Annotated in this window: 26 protein-coding genes and 1 tRNA gene; 16 read left to right on the top strand and 11 right to left on the bottom strand. The window is 62.6% G+C overall.

Going from position 1 to position 24,558, the window contains the following annotated elements:
* Positions 1–226 precede the first annotated feature (226 nt).
* Both ABEG21_RS05980 and ABEG21_RS05975 read right to left on the bottom strand, forming a co-directional pair.
* Positions 227–2,116: a gamma-glutamyltransferase gene (locus tag ABEG21_RS05980; RefSeq protein ID WP_347556318.1), complete on the bottom strand. Its 1,890-nt coding sequence runs from the start codon at positions 2,114–2,116 to the stop codon at positions 227–229.
* Between the two features lie 166 nt (positions 2,117–2,282).
* Positions 2,283–2,495 carry an ornithine carbamoyltransferase gene (locus ABEG21_RS05975; protein WP_347556317.1) on the bottom strand — a complete coding sequence of 71 codons (213 nt, stop codon included), beginning with the start codon at positions 2,493–2,495 and terminating at the stop codon, positions 2,283–2,285.
* A gap of 332 nt (positions 2,496–2,827) precedes the next feature.
* Here ABEG21_RS05975 and ABEG21_RS05970 point away from each other — a divergent pair, with 332 nt between their 5' ends.
* Complete coding sequence (locus ABEG21_RS05970; RefSeq protein ID WP_347556316.1) at positions 2,828–4,552, top strand: glutamine--tRNA ligase/YqeY domain fusion protein; 1,725 nt, start codon at positions 2,828–2,830, stop codon at positions 4,550–4,552.
* Positions 4,553–4,642: 90 nt separating this feature from the next.
* Here ABEG21_RS05970 and ABEG21_RS05965 read toward each other — a convergent pair whose 3' ends face one another.
* A complete protein-coding gene (locus ABEG21_RS05965; RefSeq protein WP_347556315.1) occupies positions 4,643–5,575 on the bottom strand; it encodes a tRNA threonylcarbamoyladenosine dehydratase in 933 nt (310 codons plus the stop codon).
* Positions 5,576–5,863: 288 nt separating this feature from the next.
* Between ABEG21_RS05965 and pdxH the strand changes: the two genes are divergently transcribed.
* The 4 genes from pdxH to bluB all read left to right on the top strand — a co-directional run bounded on the left by pdxH (position 5,864) and on the right by bluB (position 10,063).
* Positions 5,864–6,523: a pyridoxamine 5'-phosphate oxidase gene (pdxH, locus tag ABEG21_RS05960; RefSeq protein ID WP_347556314.1), complete on the top strand. Its 660-nt coding sequence runs from the start codon at positions 5,864–5,866 to the stop codon at positions 6,521–6,523.
* A gap of 238 nt (positions 6,524–6,761) precedes the next feature.
* Positions 6,762–7,982 (top strand): cyclopropane-fatty-acyl-phospholipid synthase family protein, encoded by a 1,221-nt coding sequence (locus tag ABEG21_RS05955; RefSeq protein WP_347556313.1) that lies wholly within the window; start codon positions 6,762–6,764, stop codon positions 7,980–7,982.
* 27 nt (positions 7,983–8,009) lie between these two features.
* Positions 8,010–9,230 (top strand): DUF72 domain-containing protein, encoded by a 1,221-nt coding sequence (locus ABEG21_RS05950; protein ID WP_347556312.1) that lies wholly within the window; start codon positions 8,010–8,012, stop codon positions 9,228–9,230.
* 98 nt (positions 9,231–9,328) lie between these two features.
* Positions 9,329–10,063: a 5,6-dimethylbenzimidazole synthase gene (gene bluB / locus ABEG21_RS05945; RefSeq protein ID WP_347556311.1), complete on the top strand. Its 735-nt coding sequence runs from the start codon at positions 9,329–9,331 to the stop codon at positions 10,061–10,063.
* Between the two features lie 81 nt (positions 10,064–10,144).
* Here bluB and msrA read toward each other — a convergent pair whose 3' ends face one another.
* On the bottom strand, positions 10,145–10,753 hold the full coding sequence (gene msrA / locus ABEG21_RS05940) for a peptide-methionine (S)-S-oxide reductase MsrA (RefSeq protein WP_347556310.1): 609 nt from the start codon (positions 10,751–10,753) through the stop codon (positions 10,145–10,147).
* Positions 10,754–10,995: 242 nt separating this feature from the next.
* On the opposite strand from msrA, the gene ABEG21_RS05935 reads away from it, so the two are divergent.
* The 3 genes from ABEG21_RS05935 to ABEG21_RS05925 are packed head-to-tail and all read left to right on the top strand — an operon-like array spanning position 10,996 to position 12,212.
* Positions 10,996–11,298: a DUF883 family protein gene (locus tag ABEG21_RS05935; RefSeq protein WP_347556309.1), complete on the top strand. Its 303-nt coding sequence runs from the start codon at positions 10,996–10,998 to the stop codon at positions 11,296–11,298.
* Position 11,299: 1 nt separating this feature from the next.
* On the top strand, positions 11,300–11,704 hold the full coding sequence (locus ABEG21_RS05930) for a phage holin family protein (RefSeq protein ID WP_347556308.1): 405 nt from the start codon (positions 11,300–11,302) through the stop codon (positions 11,702–11,704).
* Positions 11,694–12,212: a hypothetical protein gene (locus tag ABEG21_RS05925; protein WP_347556307.1), complete on the top strand. Its 519-nt coding sequence runs from the start codon at positions 11,694–11,696 to the stop codon at positions 12,210–12,212. Before ABEG21_RS05930 ends, ABEG21_RS05925 begins: the two co-directional genes overlap by 11 nt.
* Before the next feature lie 55 nt (positions 12,213–12,267).
* On the opposite strand, the gene ABEG21_RS05920 is transcribed toward ABEG21_RS05925, so the two are convergent.
* From ABEG21_RS05920 to glyA, 7 genes are all read right to left on the bottom strand, one after another.
* Positions 12,268–12,795 carry a hypothetical protein gene (locus tag ABEG21_RS05920; protein WP_347556306.1) on the bottom strand — a complete coding sequence of 176 codons (528 nt, stop codon included), beginning with the start codon at positions 12,793–12,795 and terminating at the stop codon, positions 12,268–12,270.
* Positions 12,796–12,842: 47 nt separating this feature from the next.
* Complete coding sequence (locus ABEG21_RS05915) at positions 12,843–13,508, bottom strand: hypothetical protein (RefSeq protein ID WP_347556305.1); 666 nt, start codon at positions 13,506–13,508, stop codon at positions 12,843–12,845.
* Positions 13,505–14,488, bottom strand: coding sequence for a hypothetical protein (locus ABEG21_RS05910; RefSeq protein ID WP_347556304.1), 984 nt, complete (start codon positions 14,486–14,488; stop codon positions 13,505–13,507). The genes ABEG21_RS05915 and ABEG21_RS05910 overlap by 4 nt, the downstream gene beginning before the upstream one ends.
* A complete protein-coding gene (locus ABEG21_RS05905; protein WP_347556303.1) occupies positions 14,454–14,876 on the bottom strand; it encodes a hypothetical protein in 423 nt (140 codons plus the stop codon). Before ABEG21_RS05905 ends, ABEG21_RS05910 begins: the two co-directional genes overlap by 35 nt.
* Before the next feature lie 116 nt (positions 14,877–14,992).
* The gene (locus ABEG21_RS05900; protein ID WP_347556302.1) at positions 14,993–15,625 is read right to left on the bottom strand and encodes a GspH/FimT family pseudopilin; all 633 of its coding nucleotides are present in this window, start codon (positions 15,623–15,625) and stop codon (positions 14,993–14,995) included.
* A 263-nt stretch (positions 15,626–15,888) separates the two neighbouring features.
* Entirely contained in the window at positions 15,889–16,365 is a 477-nt protein-coding gene (nrdR, locus tag ABEG21_RS05895; RefSeq protein ID WP_347556301.1) for a transcriptional regulator NrdR, read from the bottom strand.
* Positions 16,366–16,395: 30 nt separating this feature from the next.
* On the bottom strand, positions 16,396–17,643 hold the full coding sequence (gene glyA / locus ABEG21_RS05890; protein WP_347556300.1) for a serine hydroxymethyltransferase: 1,248 nt from the start codon (positions 17,641–17,643) through the stop codon (positions 16,396–16,398).
* Positions 17,644–18,223: 580 nt separating this feature from the next.
* Between glyA and ybgC the strand changes: the two genes are divergently transcribed.
* The 8 genes from ybgC (at position 18,224) to ABEG21_RS05850 (ending at position 24,055) form a co-directional block, all read left to right on the top strand.
* Entirely contained in the window at positions 18,224–18,667 is a 444-nt protein-coding gene (gene ybgC, locus ABEG21_RS05885) for a tol-pal system-associated acyl-CoA thioesterase (protein WP_347556299.1), read from the top strand.
* Positions 18,668–18,832: 165 nt separating this feature from the next.
* Positions 18,833–19,507, top strand: a complete 675-nt coding sequence (gene tolQ / locus ABEG21_RS05880; protein WP_347556298.1) for a protein TolQ — start codon at positions 18,833–18,835, stop codon at positions 19,505–19,507.
* A 41-nt stretch (positions 19,508–19,548) separates the two neighbouring features.
* On the top strand, positions 19,549–19,995 hold the full coding sequence (tolR, locus tag ABEG21_RS05875) for a protein TolR (RefSeq protein WP_347556297.1): 447 nt from the start codon (positions 19,549–19,551) through the stop codon (positions 19,993–19,995).
* Positions 19,992–21,140 (top strand): cell envelope integrity protein TolA, encoded by a 1,149-nt coding sequence (gene tolA, locus ABEG21_RS05870; protein ID WP_347556296.1) that lies wholly within the window; start codon positions 19,992–19,994, stop codon positions 21,138–21,140. Before tolR ends, tolA begins: the two co-directional genes overlap by 4 nt.
* A gap of 110 nt (positions 21,141–21,250) precedes the next feature.
* A complete protein-coding gene (tolB, locus tag ABEG21_RS05865; RefSeq protein WP_347556295.1) occupies positions 21,251–22,534 on the top strand; it encodes a Tol-Pal system beta propeller repeat protein TolB in 1,284 nt (427 codons plus the stop codon).
* A 20-nt stretch (positions 22,535–22,554) separates the two neighbouring features.
* A complete protein-coding gene (locus ABEG21_RS05860) occupies positions 22,555–23,058 on the top strand; it encodes an OmpA family protein (RefSeq protein WP_347556294.1) in 504 nt (167 codons plus the stop codon).
* An 8-nt stretch (positions 23,059–23,066) separates the two neighbouring features.
* On the top strand, positions 23,067–23,831 hold the full coding sequence (ybgF, locus tag ABEG21_RS05855; RefSeq protein WP_347556293.1) for a tol-pal system protein YbgF: 765 nt from the start codon (positions 23,067–23,069) through the stop codon (positions 23,829–23,831).
* A gap of 148 nt (positions 23,832–23,979) precedes the next feature.
* A tRNA-Lys gene (locus ABEG21_RS05850) sits at positions 23,980–24,055 on the top strand.
* The last annotated feature ends 503 nt before the right edge of the window (positions 24,056–24,558 follow it).

Genomic DNA, 24,558 nt, shown 5'->3' with positions numbered 1-24,558 from the left:
CAATAATAGTCGGCGCGCATACCGGAACACCCCATCGAACCGGTCCGGGCATGACATCCCGAGACGACGATGGCGCGGATCCGTGTGCGCGCCGGACTGGCCTGCAGGGGCCGAAAGGCGCCCCAAACGGCCGATTATACCGTTTGCCCTTGCGCTGTGATGCCTCGCGTGTGGCTTCGGACGCCGCCGCGCCCCGCTTTCTCCTTGAATGACGCCAGATATGCGGTCATTTGACCACGGTCGCTACGCCGCGCCCGCGTGGATCCGCCTGCGGCACCGGTGCGTCGCCCTGCACCTGAACCGCCTGAACGTCGGCACCGGAAGTCGTGGGTCCCGACACCGCCTGCGCCAGCGGCTGCTTGTCGTGCACGATCGATGTGATGACGAGATATTCCACGAGCGGGCCTTGCAGGCTATCGGGGCGCCCGGCCCCGCCTGCGTCGAGCGCCAGGATCGCCTTGCCGCCGTCGGTCAGAATCGTCGGCGCCATCGGCGAGACCGGACGTCGGCCCCCGGCGATCGCATTGCCGTGTGCGCCGGACTGGGATTGTGCAGGATCGCGACCGTCCGCCTTGGCAGTGCCGGCGTCTTCGCCCGTCGACGCAAAGCCATCCATCGCGTCGTTCAACAGGAAGCCCGCACCCGGCACGACCACGCCCGAGCCGAACGGCGCATTCATCGTCATCGATACGGACACCGCATTGCCCCAGCGGTCGACGATCGCATACTGCGTGGAAATCGCCCGGGCCGGCTCCTCGGCGGGCTTCGCACCAGCCGATTGCGTCCCGGCCGAGGGGTGTGCTTTCGTCGAGACCGGTGCGGATGCCGTAGCGGCGGCAGCGGCGGCCGACGCCGGCGCCGGCGCCGGCGCCGTGCCCAGGGCCGACGCGCTGCTGGCCGGCGTAGCGACACTCGCACCGGATGCCGCATCGGCGCTCGACGCTGCACCAGCCACTGCGCCACTGGCCGCCGCACCTGACGCGGCCGACGCACCCGCTGCTGCAGCGGCCGTGCCGGCCTCGACATCCGCCTTGGCCTTGGTCGACGCGGCGATCTCCGTGGCTTGCCGCTTAATATAGTCGGCGCCGATCCATCGCGCGGCGCTTTGCGCGCCCCCGCTGCCGTCGGACGCGGCGGCGCTGTCGGGATCGCCGGGATAGCGGTGTTGGTCGGCATCGACCCGCTCGGCGATGGCCGCGGTCAGTTGCGCGTATTGCGGCGTATCGGGACCCACACCGTCGAACGCGCTTTGCAAGCCTTCGCGCAAGCGCAGCATCTGCACCAAGGCCAAGCCGCCGACGCTCGGCGCGGACGCGGTGATGATCTGATAGCCATGCCAGGGCGCGACCAGCGGCGCGCGCCACTTTGCCTGATAGTCGGACAGGTCCGACTGCGTGATCAGGCCATGACCGCGCATCGCCTCAGCGAGCAGATCGGCAACATGGCCGCTGTAGAACGCATTGCCGCCATTGTCGGCAAGCTGCTGCAAGGTCGCGGCGAGTTCCGGCTGCCGCAGATGACTGCCCGCATGCAAATCGGCGAAATAGACCGAGAAGTTCGTCTTGCCATTGAATCGTGGGCCGGCCTTGCTCAGGCGCTGCGCAAGCGGCTCGTCGACGTCGAAACCGTCACGCGCCAATTGGATAGCAGGCGCGAGGACCTGCGCCCACTTCAATTTGCCAAAGCGCTTCTGCGCTTCCCATAAGCCCGCCACGCTGCCCGGCACGGCCGCCGCGCGGCCACCCACCTCGCTGGCACCCGCGACGACCTTCCCTTTCGCGTCGAGGAACATGCCCGGAATCGCCCCTTGCGGCGCGCGTTCCCGGAAATCGAGGAAATACGGCTGATTGCCCATATAGAGCGTCATGAAACCGCCGCCGCCCAGGCCAGCGGTATCCGGCGACGTCACCGCCAGCACGAATCCGGCCGTCACGGCTGCATCGACGGCATTGCCGCCCTGTCGCAGCACTTGTTCGACCGCGGACGCCGCATAGCGGTTCGGCACCGCGGCCGCGGCACTGTCCAGCAACGACGGCGTCGGGGCCCGCTTGGCGAACGCGGGCGGGGCAGCGAACAAGGCGACCAGACTGGCAATGGCCGTCGCGGCTGCCGTCATGCGTCGCGCGCCACGCCAAGCGGGCGCCGAAGGCACGCGCATCGTGTGCGACTTATCGCGCCCGGAGGGCCGCGGGGCCATGGCGGCCCGGGGGGTCATCGACGCACTTCGGCTTGCCGCATCACGCATCATCCACTCCTTGTGTCGGGTCTACCACGCTAGCACATCAGCGACGTCCCGCGCCGGCGCCGATAACGCCCCCGACGGCGGCGCCCGCGATCGTCCCGATCGGGCCGCCGGTCAACACATAACCTAGCGCGCCCCCGGCCGCCCCGCCGATGGCCGCGCCCTTCTGGCTCCGACTCAACGGCGCACAGGCTGCCGCACTGGTCACCACCGCACCAATCACTGTCCACATCGCCACGCGTTTGAGCAACATGTTGTTTCTCCTATTGTGCCCGCCATGCTCCGCATCCTATGCCCCGCTTCAGGCCGCCGACAATGGGACTTACGCGCGGTTACGGCTGTTACCGCGCGTCAAGATGCCGCAAAACGGCGTTAAAAATACGCCGAGAAATCGCCGTTGCGTCATGCCACTTTGTCGAGGAATCCACACGGTCTTGCATGCGGGCGCCAGCTTCACGGGCCGGTACGGTAAAATGCGCCGATGGACCGGAAGCGGTCACGCCCCCGAGGCCCGCCCCGGAAACGGCGCGCTGCTTCCGATACGATTGTTATCGCTGTATTTACTGATTCGGCACGCGGCCCTGCATGAGCACTCCTTCGAACGATTCGAACGACCTCCCGGTCGTCTCAAACTTCATCCGCAATATCATCGACGAGGACGGTCGCACCGGTAAATGGGGCGGTCGCGTCGAGACGCGGTTCCCGCCCGAGCCCAACGGCTATCTGCACGTGGGCCATGCGAAGAGCATCCACGTCAACTTCGGCATTGCGCGTGACTACAACGGCGTCTGCCATCTGCGCTTCGACGACACGAACCCGGAAAAAGAAGACACCGAATACGTCGATTCGATCATCGACTCGGTGCGTTGGCTTGGATTCGAATGGCAACGCAGCGACGATCCGAGCGCAGCCTCCCATCTGTATTACGCGAGCGACTACTTCGAGCGCCTGTACGGGCTGGCGGTCAAGCTGATCGAACTCGGCAAGGCCTACGTCGATAGCCAGAGCGCCGAGGAAATGCGTGCGGCGCGCGGCTCCTTGACCGAACCGGGCAAGCCGTCGCCGTTCCGCACCCGCAGCGTCGAAGAAAACCTCGACCTGTTCACGCGGATGCGCGCCGGCGAATTTGGCGATGGCGCGCACGTGCTGCGCGCGAAGATCGATATGGCATCCCCGAACATCAATCTGCGCGATCCGGTGATCTATCGGATTCGCCATGCGCATCATCACCGCACCGGTGATGCCTGGTGCGTGTACCCGATGTACGACTACACCCACTGCATTTCGGATGCGATCGAGAACATCACGCACTCGCTTTGCACGCTGGAGTTCGAGGATCACCGGCCGTTGTACGACTGGATCCTCAATGCCTTGGCCGATGCCGGCGAGTTCAGCCGCCCGCTGCCGCAACAGATCGAGTTCGCGCGCCTGAACCTGACCTATGCGATCACCAGCAAGCGCAAGCTGCTGCAGTTGGTGAACGAAAAGCACGTCGAGGGCTGGGACGATCCGCGTATGCCGACGCTGGTGGGTCTGCGTCGCCGTGGCTTCACGCCGGAATCGATCAAACTGTTCTGCGAACGGATCGGCCTGTCGAAAGCGGACTCGTGGATCGACATGAGCACTCTCGAACAGTCCCTGCGCGACGAACAGGACCCCGTCGCGCCGCGCGCGATCGCGGTGTTGGATCCCCTCAAGCTGATCATCGACAACTACCCGGAAGGTCAGTCGGAGACCTGTCACGCCCCCATCCATCCGCACCATCCGGAACGCGGCAGCCGCGAGTTCCCGCTGTCACGCGAATTGTGGATCGAGCGCGAGGATTTCAACGAGACGCCGCCGAAGGGCTATTTCCGCTTGTTCCCGGGTAACAAGGTGCGTCTGCGTTACGGCTTCGTCGTCGAGTGCACCGGCGCGGACAAGGATGCCGACGGCAATATCGTCGCCGTCCATTGCACGTATTTCCCGGACAGCAAATCGGGCACCGAAGGCGCGAACACGTACAAGGTCAAGGGCAACATCCACTGGGTGAGTGCCGAGCACGCCTACGCGGCGGAAGTGCGGATCTACGACCGCCTGTTCAAGGATGCGCATCCGGGCGCCGGGGGGAGCGACTTCCTGGAAGCGATCAACCCGCAAGCCAAGCGTGTGGTGCAAGCGTTCGTCGAGCCGGGCGCGCGCAATGTCGCGGCCGAAGATCGCCTGCAGTTCGAGCGGCACGGCTATTTCGTCGCCGACCGCGTCGACTCGACGCCGGGACGTCCGGTGTTCAATCGGATCGTTTCGCTGAAGGACAGCTGGGGTAAATAAGCCGATATCGACGTGATCCCGCGCGGTCACGTCGGTATGGGCGCCGCGGTCACTAGCCGCGACGCTTATACGCATTGGGGTCGGCGCGCCTTATTTCTTGGGCTTGCCTACCGCCGCCAGCGCATTCAGCACATGGGATGCGGCAGCCAGACCAAAACTGGCCGTCACGACCATGCTGGAACCAAAGCCGGCACAGTTCAGGCCGGTCGGTCCCGCTGCAGGCGCAGCGGGGTGCCGGACGACCGCTGCATTCGATTTGGGGGCGTCAGCACCCGTTGCCGCCGCCCCTTCCCCGACGTCGATCTCGCAGGCGCCTCCCTGCGGATAGCGCAACGGCTCATCCGAATAAACGGCTGGAATGTCGAAGCGCACCTTCGGGTCGCGTGGGAACCGATGCATCTTGCGCAGCGTCCCGCGTACCTTCGCCAGCAAGGGATCCTGAATCGTGCGCGACAAATCGTCGATCTTGATTCGCGTCGGGTCCATCTGCCCCCCGGCGCTTCCCACCGTCACGATCTTTTGCCCGCGTTCCGCGCACCAGGCGATCAGCGCGGTCTTGGTCCGCGTATTGTCGATCGCATCGATGATGTAATCGAATCCCCCTCCCAGCAGCTGCGCGAAATTATCCGGCTCGGCAAAGTCCTCGACCGTCACCACGGTACAGGCCGGATCGATCAGCGCGATCCGCTCGGCCATCGCATCGACCTTGGCCTTGCCGTAGTTGCCATCCAGCGCATGGATCTGTCGATTGGTATTGCTCTCGGCGACATTGTCGAGATCGATCAACGTCAGCCGCCCCACCGCGGTCCGCGCGAGGGCCTCCGCCGCCCAGGAGCCCACGCCCCCGATGCCGATAACGGCAACGTGCGCCTGCGCGAAGCGCAGCGCACCCGCGTCGCCGTACAATCGGGCGATTCCACCGAAGCGACGGGCGCGATCCGGCGCCTCCGGAAGGTCCGGCTGCTCCGACACGCTGAACGGGTCGGGCGCACCACTCGGCGGCGCGGCATTGTCTTCCATCACGCTTCTATCCTCATCCTGTTGTCGGCCCCTGCACGGTCCGGTCCGATGCGCGCAACGCGCTATTTGCACCGTTAAAGACCTGTCGCTCGACAGACTATTTTGGATGTCGAGCATTAAATGACGGCGCGGAATAAGCAAACCATTCGTGCGATTATCAAGCCGCTGCTTACATTCTGGATTACACGCGGCAAAGAATCATTACAAATAGCATTCAATGCACCCCGTATCGCACAAGAAAAAAAGGCAGGGGCTATACTTGTCGCATTGTAGTGCCTAGACAAGCAGATCGTGAACGCTCTCGCCGACCTCAGAAAAAATTACGCCTACGGTTCCCTCTCGGAATCCGATGTACAACGTGATCCAATTCGGCAGTTTTCGCTCTGGTTCGACCAGGCGCTGGACGCACAGATCCCTGAACCAAACGCCATGAGCTTGGCCACGGTGTCGGCGGACGGTCGTCCCTCCGCGCGCATCGTTCTGATTAAAGGGGTGGATGCGCGGGGCTTCACGTTTTTCACGAATTACGACAGTCGCAAGGGCCAGGAGCTGGCAGCCCAGCCTTTCGCCAGCCTGCTGTTCCACTGGGTCGAGCTCGAGCGGCAGGTCCGCATCGAAGGCCGGGTGGAAAAGGTGAGCGACGCCGAAAGCGACGCGTATTTTCACTCGCGGCCTGCCGGCTCGCGCATTGGCGCCTGGGCCTCGGAACAAAGCAGCGTTATCGCCAGCCGCGACGTGATCGTCGCGCGCGAAGACGCGTTCAAGGCCCAATACGGCGACAATCCGCCACGCCCCCCCCATTGGGGCGGCTATCGGCTAACGCCCGACACCATCGAATTCTGGCAAGGGCGCCCATCGCGCCTGCACGATCGCATTCGTTTTCGCCGCACCCTGTCCGTTGATGCCGCTACGGCACCCGGGCCCTGGACGATCGAGCGACTTTCCCCCTGATTGGCATCGCGCGCACGTAGAAATAAGTCGCGTTATATTCTATCCACATGCTTTTATCGAGACGGCGCCTAAGCCGTCTCGATAAAACATCGAATAGGCAGTACAGCAGGTATTTATCACGCGACAAACGCAAAGCCGAAAAGCCAACGATCCGGAACTCGCACAAGGCAGTCCGTAGAGACGTCTATCCGATCGGGTTTTCAGCGCACTTCATCGACACAGCACGGAGAATATCGACATGTTTTGGGAGAAGAAGCTGGGAGAGTGGATCGCCGACGTGAGGTCACGTGCGAATCTACCGGCACGGCTCGCCCTCTGGAACGGGCAGACGTTCGATTTTGGTACGTTTGATATTCCGCAGGTGACCCTGCGCGTGAAGTCGGCAGCGGCCATGCCGCTGTTGCTCGATCCCAGCCTGGACAATCTCGGGGAAGCCTACGTCAAGCAGAAGATCGATCTGGAAGGCCGTCTGGCCGACATCATCAAGATCGGCTATGCCTTGGCGAACGTCTCGGTGTCCGCGCCCAGCAAGCTGCAGCGCGCCGTACGTTACTTCACGCATACGAAGGACTCCGACAAACAGTCGATCCAGTACCACTACGACGTATCGAACGCGTTCTACCAGCAGTGGCTCGACCCGAATATGGTCTACTCGTGCGCCTATTTCGAGACAGGCGATGAGGATCTGGCCACCGCACAGCTGAAGAAAATCGATCACATCCTGACCAAGATCGACGTACAGCCGGGACACACGCTGCTCGACATCGGTTGCGGTTGGGGCGCGTTGGTGATCCGCGCTGCGCAGAAGTTCGGTGCGCGCTGCGTCGGCGTCACGCTGTCGCAGAATCAATTCGATCTGGCAACCGAGCGTGTGAAGGCCGCGGGCCTGTCGGACAAGATCGAAATCCGCCTGCAGGATTATCGGGATGTCGGCGGCGAATTCGATCGGATCACCAGCGTCGGCATGTTCGAGCACGTGGGTCGCGCCAATCTGCCGGAATACTTCGCCAAGGTGCGTTCCCTGCTGAAGGACGACGGCGTGGTGATGAACCACGGCATTACGTCGACCGATGCCGAAAGCGGCGAGACTTCGCACGGCGGCGGGGATTTCATCGACAAATATGTCTTCCCGAACGGCGAATTGCCGCACATCGGGCTGGCGCTGAAGACGATGCAAGAAGGCGGCCTCGAGGCATTCGATGTCGAAAATCTGCGCCGCCATTATGCGAAGACGCTCGACATCTGGGCCGACAACTTCGAAAAAGCGACGCCGACCTTGCGCGAAATGGTCGACGAAGAGCGCTTTCGGATCTGGCGCGTCTATCTGGCCGGTTGCGCGTATGCCTTCGACAACGACGACGTGGCCATCTACCAGATCGTCGGTCGCAAGGCGGGACGCAAGGGCACGACGCTGCCATGGTCACGTCGCTACATGTACGATGGCGCGGCCAATCGCTGATCGCCGTCCGCGCCTCTTCGCCCGTACGTGACAAGGAAAACCGCTGCCGACGCGCAGACATCGTTGTTCGATCCGGCCCCGGCAGCGCCTGAAGCGGGGGCCGGGGTTGGGGCCGATGTTGCCGATGCCGCCGGTGTCGGCGAGACCGCCGCCCCGGCGGCCCACGCACCGACACGATCCGTTCGCGCGCCGATGCCGACGATCGGCGTCGCCTCTCCTGCGCACCCCTTCCTGAAACAGGCGGCTGAACATCTGCCGCCCTCCGTCCATCTGGGCACCTCCTCCTGGTCCTTTCCAGGCTGGCAGGGTCTGCTTTACGACCGGGCGCACACCACCACCGCATTGGCACATGGCGGTTTGTCCGCTTACGCCGCGCATCCTTTGATGCGCACGGTGGGGATCGATCGCTCCTTCTACGCGCCACTGACCATCGAGGAATACCGGGCCTATGCGGCACAGGTCCCCGCGGCGTTTCGCTTCCTCGTGAAGGCACCGGCCGCCGTTTGCGACGCGGCATTGCGCGGCGCTCGCGGCGTGCCGACGCGCGCCAATCCCGATTTTTTGAACGCCGACCTGGCCGCGGAAACCTTCGTGACGCGTTGCCTCGCCGGACTCGGCGTACACGCCGGGCCAATGGTTTTTCAACTCTCGCCTCTGACCGATGCGCAATTGGCCGATCCCGCCGCGTTGATCGACCGACTGGGGCAGTTCTTCGCCGCCCTGCCGCCTCTGGAAGACGATGCCCGTGCCCGAGGCGTTTGCTACGCGCTCGAACTGCGCGATGCCAGCCTGCTCACGCCGCGCCTGATCCGCATGTTGCGCGAGCGACGCGTGCGCTATTGCCTGGGCGTGCATGCCCGAATGCCGGACGTCGCACGCCAGGCCGCGGCACTGCAGATGCTGGATGCGCCGGAAGTACCGGTGGGTTCGGCGACCGCCCCGATCCCACACCCCTTGCCGACGCCGGCGGTCGATCCCCGCCCCTTGATCGTGCGATGGAGCCTGCATGCGGGAATGCGCTACGAGGGCGCGAAGGATCGCTACGCGCCCTTCGATGCCATCGTCGACGCCGATCTGCCCACGCGACAGGCATTGGCCGCCTTGATTCTGCGGTACCTCGCCGCGGGGCAATCGAGCTTCGTGATCGTCAACAACAAGGCGGAGGGCTCCTCACCGCTAAGTTGCGGCTGGCTCGCCAGCGCCCTTGCCGCCTTATGCGGTGTTGCACCCGAAATCCAAGCCGGATGATGGTTTACACTGGCGCGGCCCCCCTCGACACCAAGTCACATTGACAGGCGGCGGCCGAGCCCGCAACATCGATCCGGTTATTGCCGAAGGAATGTGCGATGTCCGCCCTGAATCATGGTCCCCTCGACCACACGCTGCCTCCGCCGCTCGCCGCGTCGGATGTCCTCCCCTGCGCCCTATCGACGCCGGCCAACGGTCTGGCTTTCAGTCCGGAGGAGAAGGCGGCCGTATATCGGGCCATCCACGAGCGGCGCGATATGCGGCACTTCTGCGGTGGCGAGGTGAGCGAAGCGCAGCGCACGCGTCTCTTGTCGGCCGCACACCACGCGCCAAGCGTCGGCTTCATGCAGCCCTGGCGCTTCGTGCGGATCACCGATTCGGCGGTACGCCAACAATTGCATGCGATCGTCGAAGCCGAGCGACTCGAAACCGCGCGGGCCTTGGGCGAACGCGGCGACGACTTCATGGCATTGAAGGTGCAAGGGATTCTCGACGCCGCCGAGGTGATCGTGGCGGGCCTGATGGATCGTCGCGAGGAGCACGTGTTCGGACGGCGGACGCTGCCCGAGATGGATGTCGCCTCCCTGTCGTGCGCCATCCAGAATCTCTGGCTGGCCGCACGTGCCGAGGGGCTGGGCATGGGTTGGGTTTCGCTATTCGCGGTGGAACCGGTGCGTGCGCTGCTCGGCATGCCGCCCGGCGCCAAACCGCTGGCGATTCTGTGTCTCGGGCCGGTAACGGCCTTCTATCCGCAACCGATGCTGCAGCAAGAAGGTTGGGCCTCCCGCGCGGATCTGAACCGATGCGTCGCGGAAAACCGATGGCCTGAGTAGGCTGGCGCCTGCAGCATCGACGCCGCCGCTGCTTCGATGCTTGCTTTCGCGCTTGTGTCAGCTTCTGTTTCGGCGCCCGCTCTAGCCGCGATTTTTCAAGCGGTAAGCGAATGCCGAGCGCATCTTCGCCACCTTCGGCGCGATGACGTAGGCACAGTATCCCTGATTGGGATGATGTGCGAAGTAGTCCTGGTGATAGGCCTCCGCTGGAAAATAATTGCCGTTCAGCGGGGTGACTTCGGTGACGATCGGCTTGCCGAACACGTCTTCGGCCTGCAAGGCGACGATGGTTTGCTCAGCTTCCTTCGCCTGGGCGTCGTTCAACGTGAACACCACCGAGCGATACTGGGTGCCGACATCGTTCCCTTGACGGTTCAAAGTCGTCGGATCGTGCGTCGCGAAAAAGATATTTAGCACATCGCGATAACTGAGCGTGGCCGGATCGAAGCGCACACGGACCACTTCGGCGTGTCCCGTGTTACCGGTACAGATCGCTTCGTAGGTCGGGTTCGGATGCTGGCCGCCGGCATAGCCGGATTCCACGGCCAGCACGCCGTCGACCTGGAGAAATACCGCTTCCGTGCACCAGAAGCAGCCTCCGCCCAGAACGGCTTCGGCGGTGACGCCATCGGTCGACGCTTGGCCGGATTCATGAACGGTGCCGGCCGGCACACTGCTGTCGGTACTCATCGTAGGCTCCTTTGGAAAGCTATGGGTGTCAGATTACCGGCTTTCTGGCGGTAGGGGATACAAACTGAAACAAGGCCCGGGTGGATTCGGCCGCCAGGAACGCGCATTTTCCGTTAGGATAATAGGCATCCCGGTCCTGACGAAACCCGATGCGTCCGCAACAGCGGCGCGGGATTGCCAGGACGACTTATCCATCTGTGCTTCGAGCCAGCCTCGAACGCGCCTTCAAAGGGACTGCGATCATGCCGGAGACAAACAAGGAGAAACTGATGACGGATATCAAAACGGTGCTGACGGATGCCGAAGAACTGCTGAAGCAAGCAGCTAGCGCAACCGGCGAACAAGCGAACGACCTCCGCAACAAGGCCATCGCGCAGTTAAAGCAGGCGAAGGAAAAGGCGTCTGACGTGCAGGTTGTCGTCGTCGAGAAAGGCAAGGCCGCGGCGCGCAAGACCGACGACTACGTTCATCAGAAGCCTTGGCAGTCCCTTGGTGTGGCTGCGGCGGTGGGATTCGCGCTCGGTCTGCTGATCAATCGCAAATAAGATGGCATCGAACGGGACGCCGGATAACACCCCTTCCGCTTTGGGACGTATCGGCGCCTCGCTGATGGGTCTGGCGCACACGCGCATGGCATTGATCGGCATCGAGCTGGCCGAGGAGAAAGAGCGCATCGTCGGTGCGCTGGTCATCGCCGCGGTCGCGGGCGTCTTTGGCCTGGTCATGTTGATCAGTCTGACCGCATTGATTGTCATCGCCTTGTGGGACAGCTATCACTGGCAACCCTTGCTCGGCTTGACGGTGCTCTACGGCATCGTGACCTTGGCGTGCGTACTTCGACTTCGATACGCGGCCCGGCATGCGCCGCCGTCTTTCGAGGCGACCCGCGCCGAATTCGATAACGATCGTGCCTTGGTCGTGCACCATCTGCGAGGACAGGATGCCGATTGATTCGTCACATCCCACGCGGGCTGCGCGCGATACGTTGCAGGCCCGCTATGCCGGGCTCAGCCCGCGACAAGCGCGTGCGGTGCAAAAGGAATTATTGATCGCCCGCGCGGCATTGGAACGCTTGTCGATCGCGGAAGCCAGTGCCGATCTGCGATCGCATTTCACGGGCTTGGGTGCCTTGGGCTTGATCGGCCGCCTGTTCGGTCGCTCACGTGCGGCCGCTGGTGGGCAGCCTGGCCTCACGGCCCTACTGGGCGTCTTGCCCGATTTCCTCCAGCCTTTTGCGCGTGCCGTTTTGCCATTACTGGCGCGATACCCGCTATTCTCCGGTCTCATATCACTGATACTCGGCGGTAGGTCGAGCGGCGCCTTGCAACGCGCCGGCAAGGCTGGCAAGTGGGCCGGACTCGCTGTCGTTGGACTGAAGACGCTCGGCATCGCCCGTCGTCTGCGGTCTTGGCGCAGCAGCCGCCAGCAACGAAAGGCTGCCCGGCGCGGGGCGGTCTGATCTCCGCTCAAACCGGCTAGCTTTTCGATCGACTGTCGCTACGAGGCACGCGGGTTCAGCCGCGTCCTCGCCAGCAGGCCTGTTGCCGCTCGGCAGCAAGCACCCGGCCGCCGGGTTCGACATTGCGTTGTACGCCATTACTGACTAACTCATAAATTCCGCATCGATCGCCGTGCATCGGACCACCGGACACCGGCGTTGCGCGGACAACGTTCTCGCCATTGCCGCTCTGTAGCACCTCGAGCCGATAAATGCCCTCCATCGCCGCATGCGGCGAAACACCCATTGATCGCGCATCGTCATGCGCCGAGCGCGTCACGGGTCGCAATACACCACCTGCAGCCCCGTTCGAAGACGCCCCGTTCAGCCAGGCCATCGCAAACGCCCGCTCTCGAAGGGCATCGATGGCCATCATACGATGACTGCGGGCAGCGGCATCGCGGTACATCGGCACAGCGAACAGCGTGATCGCGGATAGCAGCATCACCGCGATCAAGGTCTCGATCAGCGTGAATGCACGGATCCAACGCCTACTGGAAAGACGCCGCGTAATTGGTGCCGGCGTCGGCGTCGGCGTCGGCATCGGCATCGGCACCGGTAAGTTCGCACGACGCGTCCTGCGGCACTTCACTAAGACGATCCGCCACGATGCCAAGGCTCGACAATTTCCAGAACGCGGCGCGCCGTCCGCGCGCACGGTGCCGTTTGCCGCGCAACAATCGACTGTAACCATATCCCCTCCTCCCCCCTGCGGGCAATTCCATCGAGATCGACTTGGCTGTGCTGCGCGCGAATCGTCGACACCACCACGCGCCCCAGCGTCGCGTCGTCGATCCACACCTCTCGCAGACAGAAGGCCTCCACGACGGCGGGAGCAAAACCGAGCCCGGCGCCCTTGCCTGCTGTCGTAGGGAGGGGCGCAGCCCATGTCAGACGCGAAACGCCAACCGCGTTTTCTGACAAACTCCGGGCCGCACGCCATCGCACCGGCGGCGGCCTCGCGGCCATCGCGTCGTGCAAGGCCGTCCAGGACCTCGGCGCATCGCACATCGCTGCATTGCCGTCGCCCCGCCCGTCCGGCGAATGTTCCCCTTCGCAACGTGCGAGTAGCGCGTGCGCGGCATAACGCACGACCTGCCGCGCCTGCTCGGTACGCCAATCGATCCATTGCAAGTACATCGCCCGATAGGTCATCCCCGCCATCAACGCCATGCCAGCCGTCGCGAGCAGCGTCCAGAGCAATACGGCGCCCCGCGAATGCCAACGGCGCCATCGCCGTACTCGCGGCCGCGTCATCGGGTCGGTGCCGGCCAGAAGGCGCGGATAACGTGCCGACGATAGCCGTCCGGCGCCACATAGTCGGTGTGCGATGCGTAGTGCCCGCGCTCGCTCAGTGCCGCCTCGCATCGGTCTCCCTCGGCGCGTTCCGCACGGACGGCACGGCGAGGCATTCCCGAGCCGCCATCACGCACCGATGCGCCCCCAGAGGGCGGATCGGGCGTCGGCATCGGCGTCGGCGCGCGCCGGATCCGCCCGCGCATCACGATGCAGACTTCGTCGTACGATCCGCGACGCCACAAGGCCAGCCGCTCGACCCCATCCACGATCGCACTGCCCGACTGCTTGCCCTTGTGACGAATCCGATCCGGCGAGCCCTTACAGAACAAGGCAGGCGTCACATCGCCTCTGCTGACGCTAATCCACAAGGCCGCTTGCATCATCGGTCGGCCCTGCGGAGGCGGCGCGTTCGGCTTGGTATTGGCCGCCGACAAAGCCGTACCCTGGCAGTCGGCCGGCCGATTTGAAACATCGCGCCACGATGCCTCACGGTCGCTCGGATAATCGATCGTGAGGCGGCCCCGATGCGAGGTCAGATCGCAGTGCAATCGTCGCGTGATGCCATCGGAATCCCGCCCCCGCCGCGCGACTGAATAAGCCGAAACCGGAACGGAAGCACGCCACATCGAGACAGGTCTCGCATCCCCGGTATCGCATTCGATACGGCCTGCGCTCAGCCGCCCAGGCATCCCAGGATCCGCCGCACGCGTCATGTAATGGCGCAGGAATCGCAGGGCTATGGCTGCATCGGCGCGGAGTTGCGCCGTTTCGGCCACCGCACTCGTATGGCGGCGAAAGCCGGCCAGCGCGGCAAGCACCGCCACGGCAAACACCAAGCCTAACGCAGCGGCCAGTGCCCATTCGAGCAAAACGAAGCCATGCGCACGGCGTGTGGCTATACGCTTACGGAAGGGCCAGTGATTGGCAACGACGCGCATCGATCTCCCCCTCGACTCGATTTTCAGCAAGTGCGGTTTTTTCGTAGTCCGTATCGTTTGGAAGCCGATCTTTTCCGCGAATGTTTTCCCGCCAGCACAGTGTCCAGCCGTTGCCATCGATCGTGTCGCGCGTGCGCCGCCACACCGGCGACGGCAGCCGCGCGGTCAATAGCACCCAATCCGTCTCTGCGTCGTGCACCGCATCGACGCCATCCCGCGCAGTCGATCGTCGTCCGTCGTCACCGCCCCCGCGCGGACCCGAATCCATGGCGATCCGCGCTTCCAACGCCCGCAGGGCAACGCGATGCCGATCGATCTGCTGCATCATCGTCATCTGCCAGAGCTGCGTTTTGATCGTCAACTGCACCGCTGTGCCAAAGAGTGCCATTGCGATCACCAATTCCAGCAGGGCCTGGCCCGATTCACGACGTCGCGCCAAGCCGCGGTGACATACATACCGCGCATGACACGCATAACGCGGTCCGTGCCACACGTTCCGGCCCGTCATCGGCAAGGGCCACGCGCTACCCGCGCTCGACCATTGCCACTCAGCGTCAGACAGCGCATCGCCAGCAACCCCTCGGCGCTTGCGGATTGTCCCGTCGGCATGTTCTCAGGCCGAATCTCGAAACCACCCCATCGTGCGACGATCAATCCCATCGGCGGCCGGAACACGAGCGGCCCGGCACTCTTGTGAACCGACACGCGAATGCCGCCGATGGGATCGACGCGATGCAAGACCATCGGTGCGCCCTGCGGCTCGCCCTGACGCACCCGCGCGCTTTTTTCTCGCCGGACCGGGCGATCGACCACGACGAGCCAACCGAAGCGCCATTCGCGTCCAGACGAATGGGCGCCAAAACCGTCACGATGCGGTGTCGATGCACACTGCCCCTCTGCGGTGGCAGGGCATAGGGTCACGGGCCGGTTCTGTCGCACGGCCTCATGGCGCGCGATCGCGAAGGACGCCAGCATCGCATGCTCGGCCTGCGATAGCGCGATGCCCACCCACCAGCGTCGCCATGAGCCGGCCGCCATCGCGACAAGGCTCGTTGCGATCGCCAGCGCCAACAGCCACTCGATCAGCGCGAATCCCTGCTGTACACGACGGTCGCATCCTTGCGGGACAGTGTGCATCGGCGCCTCCTCTCAGCACGATGCCCCACTTTATCCACGCGCCAGCGTCGATGACAGTTGTCCGAATGGCCAGATAGGGGCGCATCGCACTGACAGCCCCACATCGCCACTGCAAAAAAACTGCCGCCCGAAAAGACAGAAAGCCCGCCTCCAACAAGTGGAGGCGGGCTTCTATTGCACGCTTTCGAGCGGCGTTTCGGCCTACGTCAAGCACACCGCATCGACCATACCGCGCGTTGCGGGCGGTATCGATGCGGCCTCGCTCAAGACTTCCCGGGCGGGGCCTCCTGCGTGCGATTGAACTCGTCGATCACGCGCTGGAAATCGTCCATATTATCGAATTGGCGATACACCGAGGCGAAGCGGATATAGGCAATCTTATCCAAACGCGCCAAAGCGACCATCACCAATTCACCGATGGCATCGCTGCGAATTTCGCGTTCACCGCGCGCCACCAACTGGAATTCGATCTGCGCGAGGGCATCGGCCAGTGCATCGGCGCTGACAGGACGCTTGCGCAGCGCAAGCCGCATGCTCCCTTCGATCTTCTTCCGATCGAACTCCGCGCGGCTGCCATCCCGCTTCACCACCGCCGGCAAGGCCAGTTCAGACCGTTCGTAAGTGGTGAATCGTTTGTCGCACGCCGGACAACGCCGGCGACGACGGATGGCCGCACCATCCTCCGATACCCGCGAGTCAATCACTTGGGTATCGTCATGCCGACAGTAGGGGCAGCGCATCGGAGGGCTCGCTCGTATCGGGGAAAGAGATTAGCCGTAGACAGGGAAACGCTTGGTCAAGGCCGCTACCTGCTCACGGACCTTTGCAAGGTTTGCTTCATCTTCCGGCGCGTCCAGCACGTCCGCCACCAGATTCGCGACGAGCTTGGCTTCTTCGGCGCCGAAACCGCGCGTCGTCATTGCCGGCGAGCCGATACGAACACCGCTGGTCACGAACGGCGATTCCGGGTCGTTCGGGATCGCGTTCTTGTTGACGGTGATATGCGCCTTGCCCAAGGCCGCTTCCGCTGCCTTCCCAGTCAGCTTCTTGGCCCGCAGATCCACCAACATCACATGGCTTTCCGTGCGACCCGACACGATCTGCAAGCCGCGCGAGATCAACGTCTCCGCCAGAATGCGCGCGTTTTCGACGACTTGCTTCTGATACGTCTTGAAGTCCTCGCCGGCCGCTTCCTTGAATGCCACCGCCTTGCCGGCGATCACATGCATCAGCGGACCGCCCTGGATACCCGGGAAGATGGCCGAATTGATCTTCTTTTCAAATTCCGCCTTCATCAGGATCACGCCGCCACGCGGGCCGCGCAGGCTCTTGTGCGTCGTCGTCGTGACGAAGTCGGCGTGCGGCACCGGGTTCGGATAGACGCCGGCGGCAATCAGGCCGGCATAGTGCGCCATGTCGACCATGAAATACGCGCCCACTTCCTTCGCGATCTTCGCCAGCCGGGCGAAGTCGATCTTCAGCGCGAAGGCGGATGCGCCTGCAACGATCAGCTTCGGCTTGTGTTCCTTGGCCGCTTCTTCCGCCTTGTCGTAGTCGATGTCGCCTTCGGCATTGAGACCATAGCTGACGACCTTGAACCACTTACCCGACATATTGACCGGGGAGCCGTGCGTCAGGTGACCACCTTCGGCCAGGCTCATGCCCATGATCGTGTCGCCCGGTTGCAGCATGGCGAAGAACACGCCTTGGTTCGCCTGCGAACCGGAATTCGGCTGAACGTTCGCCGCGTCGGCGCCGAACAGCGCCTTGACGCGGTCGATCGCGAGTTGCTCGACGACGTCGACATATTCACAGCCGCCGTAGTAACGCTTGCCGGGATAGCCTTCGGCGTACTTATTCGTCAGCTGCGAACCTTGCGCGGCCATGACGGCTGGGCTGGTGTAGTTTTCGGAGGCGATCAGCTCGATGTGGTCTTCCTGACGCTGGTTTTCCTTGCCGATGGCGGCAAACAGTTCCGGGTCCAGGGTTTCGAGCTGGTATTTGTCTTTCGCGAACATAGGGCGATTTCCGAGGTTGACGCTTCAGGTTGACGTTAAGCCCGACCCAACGGCGCACCCCTCTCCCCCGTCCTGGTACACGTTTCGACACGACCGACGGGCGTGCCACGCATGGGTATGCGCAACGTGGAAAGCGGACGAGGCGAGGGATGGTCGACCATCGACTCACGGCTCTGCCCAGGCGAACGGCGCAAACGACGCTTAGCGCTTCACGGTGGGCGGTTCCACCTCGACGCCGCGCGCGGCGGATGGCCGGAGCATTCCGGAGACGGACTTGGCGGGAAGTCCTCACTATCGCTTTTGCAAGCAACAGAAAGGATCCCGCAAGCCCGGCCGGAATGCCCGATCACGCGGCCCCTCGGTATTTGCCGGGGCCCGCGTCGGCCATCGCCGCGAACGACGTCGTATCGCCAGTTACGCTAAGCTGGGACCGGATAGTGTAGTGCATCCGCCACGCACTGGCAATGTCGATGCGATCACTGACGTGACTGCCGTTGCCACCGCACACAGCGCGCCGAAAACTTGTAACAAGATTTTCCAAGTCACTTTTACCTGCGAGGCGTTCGGGTAGAATTCGCGCATGATTTCCGTACCGTCGCCGCACCGCTCGTCAGCATCGCCACGCGCCCCGTTCGCTTGGCAGACACGCATTTACTATGAAGATACCGATGCGGGCGGCATCGTGTTTTACGCGAATTATCTTAAATTTTTCGAGCGCGCGCGGACCGAGTGGTTACGGGCCGGCGGCATCGACCAAAGCCGATTGAGCGTGGACACGGGGACGTTATTTGTCGTACGCCGGACGGCTGTCGATTATTTTGCGCCGGCGCGGCTCGATGACATGTTACGGATTGAAAGTCATGTGGCGCGAATGGGCCGGGCCTCGGTTGAATTCGAACAACACGCATTCCGCTCAGGTGAACGGCTTTGTAGCGGAACGATCCTGGTCGCATGCGTCAACGCGAACACGTTGCGCCCGACCGGGCTACCGCATACTGTAGTCGCGGCGCTCCATCACGAATAACGAACGCCACCGCGTTTTCCAGGGACTAAAATTGTCGCGCCGTCATTCCGGCGAATCGCACTGTTACTTCACGCGTTACCGGCCGGGGCGACCAGACTCACGACAACGGCCCGGTACGCGAACGCGACTCGCCGGGCCGGCATGCCCGCCTCTCGAACCAGCTCTATGAATAACACCGAAGACCTGTCGATCATCTCCCTCGTCCTGCACGCCAGCGTTCTCGCGCAAGCGGTCATGGCGCTCCTGCTCGTCCTGTCCTTGATTTCGTGGACATTCATTTTCCGCAAATGGGCGACGGTCCGCCGTGTTCGCTCGGAAACCGAGCGCTTCGAACGCGATTTCTGGTCCGGTGGCGATTTGAACGCTTTGTTTCAGAGCGCGACACACAATCGCCATTCGATCGGCGCGCTGGAACGCATCTTCGAAGCCGGCATGCGTGAGTTCCTGAAAGGCAAGGAACGTCATGGCGACGCCACCGCGATCGTCGACGGCTCACGCCGCGCGATGCGTGCCGCGTTCCAACGCGAGCTCGACGTGCTGGAACTGAACCTGCCCTACCTCGCGTCGGTCGGTTCGGTCAGCCCGTACATCGGTCTGTTCGGCACCGTCTGGGGGATCATGAATTCGTTCCGCGGGCTCGCGAACGTGCAGCAGGCAACGCTCGCCAACGTCGCACCGGGCATTGCCGAAGCGCTGGTCGCAACGGCGATCGGCCTGTTTGCCGCGATCCCTGCGGTGGTGGCGTACAACCGCTTCGCCACCGATGTCGACCGGATTGCGATTCGTTTCGAGACCTTCATCGAAGAGTTCTCGAACATTCTGCAACGCCAGGCGTCCTGAACGTACGGCCCGGATTACCGGAAAGATAGGAGCCTGATTCGATGGCAGATTCGATGCGATCGGGAATGCGCGGCGGCCGTGGCCGCCGGGCAAAGTCCGACATCAATGTCGTGCCCTACATCGATGTGATGTTGGTGCTGCTGGTTATTTTCATGGTGACGGCACCGCTGGTGACGCCCGCTGTCGTGAACTTGCCCACCGTGGGTGGCGCGTCGCAACAGCAGCAGACACCGCCGGTCATCGTCAACGTTCGTGCGGACGGCACGATGTCCGTGCGCTATAAGAGCGACGGCGGCGCCGCGCAGGAAACGCCGATGACCTTGCGTGACCTGACGGCGTTTCTGCAGGAACGTACACCGACACACCCTGACGAGCCCGTCGTCATTGCCGGCGACAAGTCCGTGCAATACGACAAGGTCATGGCCGTCATGTCTGAATTGAAGAGCCAGGGCGTCAAGCGCGTCGGCTTGCTCGTGAAGAGTCAATGAGCAGAAACGTAACACCATCGGCCAAGCCGGCATCGCCGCGCTTCGAACCACGCGAGGAGAAGGGAACCTGGCGTGCGTTTGCGCTCGCGGTGCTGATGCACTTGTTGCTGGTCGCCTTCCTGTATTTCGGGATTCAGTGGCCGGTGTCGGACTCCTCGGGCGTGCAGGCCGAAATCTGGACCGAAGTCCCTGATCTGAACGCCCCTGCCCCGCGCCGCACCCCGACGCCGCAACCGCAGCCGCCTCAACCGGACACGCCGCCGCCCCCGCCGCCGAAAGCAGCAGCGCCGGCACCGACGGCGACCGATGAGGACGCCGAGATCGCGCTCGAAAAAAAACGTAAGCAGCAACAGGCGGCGAAGCAAGCCGCGCTGGCGGCGGAGCAACAACGTCAAGCGGCGCAACAGGCTGCTGCCGCTGCGGCCGCCGCCGCGGCGAAGGCGCAAGCCGAGGCCCAGCAGAAAGCCGAGTTGAAGCAGCAGCAACAAGCGCAACAGAAGGCCGAAGCCGCCGCGCAGGCCAAGCACGATGCTCAGGTCAAGGCGCAACAGGCGAAGGCCGCCGCCGATAAGGCCGCGCAGGAAAAAGCCGCGCAAGAGAAGGCACAGCAGAAGGCCGCTCAGGAAAAGGCGGCTGAGGAAAAAGCAGCGCAAGACAAAGCAGCAGCCGATAAAGCCGCTGCGGATAAAGCGACGGCGCAAAAGGCGGCCGCTGCGAAGGCGGCAAAGGACAAAGCCGCGGAAGCGAGCCAACGTCAGGCCGATCAGGCGCGCAAGGCACGTTTGGCGGCATTGCAAGGCATGGCCGCTGCCGGTGGGGATAGCGGAGGTGGCGCGTCGAATAGCGGCAATGGCTCCGGCTCGGGCAATGCCTCGCCCGGCTATGCCGACAAAGTGCGTCGTCGTGTCATTCCGAATATCATTTTCGCAGGCAACACGGGCGGAAATCCGGTGGCGGTGATCAATGTCGTCTGCGCCCCTGATGGCCGGATTTTGAGTCGCCATCTGACGCAATCGAGCGGCAACCCGGCGTGGGACGATGCCGTGTTGAAAGCGATCGATGCGTCCGATCCGATGCCGCGCGACGATGACGGTAAGGCGCCACGAACATTTAATGTGCGGATGCGCCCGAATGATGCGAAATAATAAGCGCGCCGGGATGGGCGGGTACAACAAGCGGGTACGACTCGTGCTAGGGTAAGCAGCGTCCTATTTCACGAAGATAGCAACCAAAGCAGGTACACGTTTCCAAGTCTATGAAATTAGTTGATAAATTCGGCCTCAAAGCAATCGTCGCAGGATTTTTCCTAGCGGGCGCCGCTGCCGCGCATGCGCAATTGACTATCGATATTGCCGGCGTCGGTTCGAACCTCTACCCGATCGCGGTGGCGAACTTCAAGGGCGAAACCGCTTCGCCGCAGCAGATCGCCGCGATTATCCGGGCGGATCTGGCGCGCAGCGGTCGCTTCTCGAATATCGACGCCGGCCCGACGCCGGTAGCGGAAACCGACTCGGTCGATCTGGGCAGCTGGAAAGCGCGTGGCGCCAATGCCTACGTCTCGGGTAGCGTGACGCCGTTGTCGAATGGACAGTTCGATGTGCGCTTCCGCCTCTACGACACGCAAAGCCAGCAAAGCCTAGGCGGCCTGTCGCTCGTCAGCCCGGCCAGCGGCCTGCGGATGAGCGCGCACAAGGTTGCGGACTATATCTACGAGAAATTGCTGGGCGTGCGCGGCGTGTTCGCGACCCGACTGTCGTATGTGATCAAGTCGGGCGGCCGTTATCAACTGCAGATTTCCGACTCCGATGGTCAGGACGCGAATATCGCGTTGTCGAGCCCGGAACCGATCATTTCGCCAACCTGGTCGCCGAACGGCACCAAGGTGGCATACGTTTCGTTCGAACGGAAGAAGCCGGTGGTATTCGTGCATGACCTGCCGACTGGACGCCGGACGATCGTAGCGAACCAAAAAGGCGACAATAGTGCGCCGGCGTGGGCACCGGATGGGCAACACCTCGCGGTGGCGCTCTCCTTGCCGGGCCACACCCAGATCTACGCGGTCAACATCGACGGCTCGGGGCTACGCCGCTTGTCGAATGGACCGACGATCGATACCGAACCGACCTATTCGCCGGACGGCCAGTGGATTTATTTCACCAGCGACCGTGGCGGCGAACCTCAGATCTATAAGATGTCTGCCGGCGGGGGCAACGCGCAGCGCGTCACGTTCAAGGGTAGCTATAACACCAGCCCCCGGCTCAGCCCGGATGGCAAGACGCTGGCCTATATCGGCCGTAGCGGCGGTGGCTACAAGTTGTACGTTCAAGATCTCAGCACCGGTGAAGTGACAGCCGTCACCGATACCAACCATGACGACTCGCCTAGTTTCGCGGCCAATGGGCAGTACATTTTGTACGCCACTGAGGTTGGGGGGCGTGGTGTGCTGGCGGCCGTGTCGACAGACGGTCGGATTAGGCAGGTTCTGTCGGTTCGGGGCGGCGCAGTGAGCGCGCCGTCCTGGGGTCCATTCATGCAATAACACAAAAAGGAGAAGTAAAAATGGTTCGTCAGCTTCGTGGTGCTGCGATTGTCGGCCTGGTTGGCCTGCTCGCCGCTTGTCATTCGGGCGTCAAGATGGACAAGGACGCTAACGCCGGTGGCGCGGGTTATGGCACGCAGCCTAATCCGAATGCCGTGCAACAAGTGAACGTGGATCCGTTGAACGATCCGAACAGCCCGCTGGCCAAGCGCAGCGTGTATTTCGATTTCGACAGCTACACGGTGAGCGATCAGTACCAACAAGTGCTGCAAGCCCACGCCGACTACCTGAAGGGTCATCCGGAACGTCACGTTCTGGTCCAAGGCAATACCGACCCGCGCGGTACGGAAGAGTACAATCTGGCACTGGGCCAGAAGCGTGCTGCTGCTGTAGCGCGCGTGCTGGAAACGCTGGGCGTGCCGCAATCGCAAATCGAATCCGTCAGCCTGGGCAAGACCAAGGCATCGGGTGACGGTGAAGACGCGTATGCACAAGACCGCCGTGCTGATCTGATCTATCAATAAAAAAACCAATGCAACGAAACTCGTTCACGCCCCCGTCCACGAGGGGCATAGCCCGGACGGCTTTCGTTGCGCTGCTCGCGTGGGGCGCGCTGTCCGCAGCGCCGGCCCACGCTTTCAGCGACGACGAAGCACGCAAGGCCATCTTAGACCTGCGTCAACGCCTCGATAATACGAATGCGCAATTGTCCGCCGCCCAGCGCGCGGTCATCGACCTACAGAATCGCAACGACCAGCTGAACCAGCAAGTCGCGCAGGTTCGCGGTCAAAATGAAGATCTCCAGAATCAGCTCACCACCGTGCAGCAGACGGAGAAGGATTACTACTCGGATCTCGATGGTCGCCTGAAGAAATTCGAACCGCAGCAGCAAACGGTCGACGGCGTCCAGGGCACGGTGCAACCGGGCGAATCGACCAAGTTCAACGCCGCGCTCCAGCAGTTCCGCAGTGGCGACTACAAGGGTGCGAGCTCGGCATTCAGCGACTTCGCCGATGCCTATCCGCAGAGCCCCTATCGCCCCACCGCCCTGTTCTGGCTCGGCAACGCCTACTATGCGTTGCGTGACTACAAGAAGTCGAATGCCACGTTGAAGCAAGTGGTCGACAACTATCCGACGCATCCGCGCGCGCCTGATGCGCTGCTGCAGATAGCGACGAACCAGGCGGAGCAAAACGAGCGCGCCGCGGCGAAGAAGACGCTGCAGCAAGTGGTGAGTCAATATGCCGGCACGCCTTCGGCGACGACGGCACAAGATCGCCTCTCCAAGCTGAAGTAAAGCGGGTAAAGGCGTCGCGGTAGACGGTATCGGACGGGACGAGCGCGGGACATTCGGTTAGTTTCCGCGTTCGCTCCGGTTTTTACCGGGGTTCTCGCGAAATGTCTTGACAACATCGCGTTGCCTACCTATAATCTGCGACTCTCTTGGGTCCTTAGCTCAGTTGGTAGAGCAGCGGACTTTTAATCCGTTGGTCGCGAGTTCGAGTCTCGCAGGGCCTACCAAGATATAAAAAGGGTCTAGCTTCGGCTAGGCCCTTTTTCTTTTGTCTCTCCCCATACGCCCCTCCTTTTCTTCGTCGATCGTCCGGCGCACCTTTCCGCATTCGCGGAAGCACACAATACCCGTGTTTTGCAACTAAAAAATAGCACGGCGTGCTAATAGACCACACTTCGCGATATCGCAACCCCAAGTCGTAACAAAATCTCCAAAACTTTCCTTACATCTCGCCTCACGTCAGAGAGCAGGCACCGTTATTTACCGTAACGCTTTTCGGAAAATGAAATAAAGATTCACTTCGGACTGCCATCTTTACGGGTATTCCCTTGTATTGACGTGGTATTTTTTTTACACATATACAGCAACTTAGCGGTGCACCGCGGCACATCGAAGCATAAAAACAACAAAGCATTGACGGATGGCGACCGTAACATCGCGTTACAGTCGAACGTAAATAGAAGGTAATTGACAGCAAATTAGATGCTTTTACCGTCGTTGTGGAAAAACA

The organism is Robbsia sp. KACC 23696, from assembly GCF_039852015.1.
GTDB lineage: Bacteria > Pseudomonadota > Gammaproteobacteria > Burkholderiales > Burkholderiaceae > Robbsia.
This window is presented reverse-complemented; position numbering and strand designations above follow the sequence as displayed.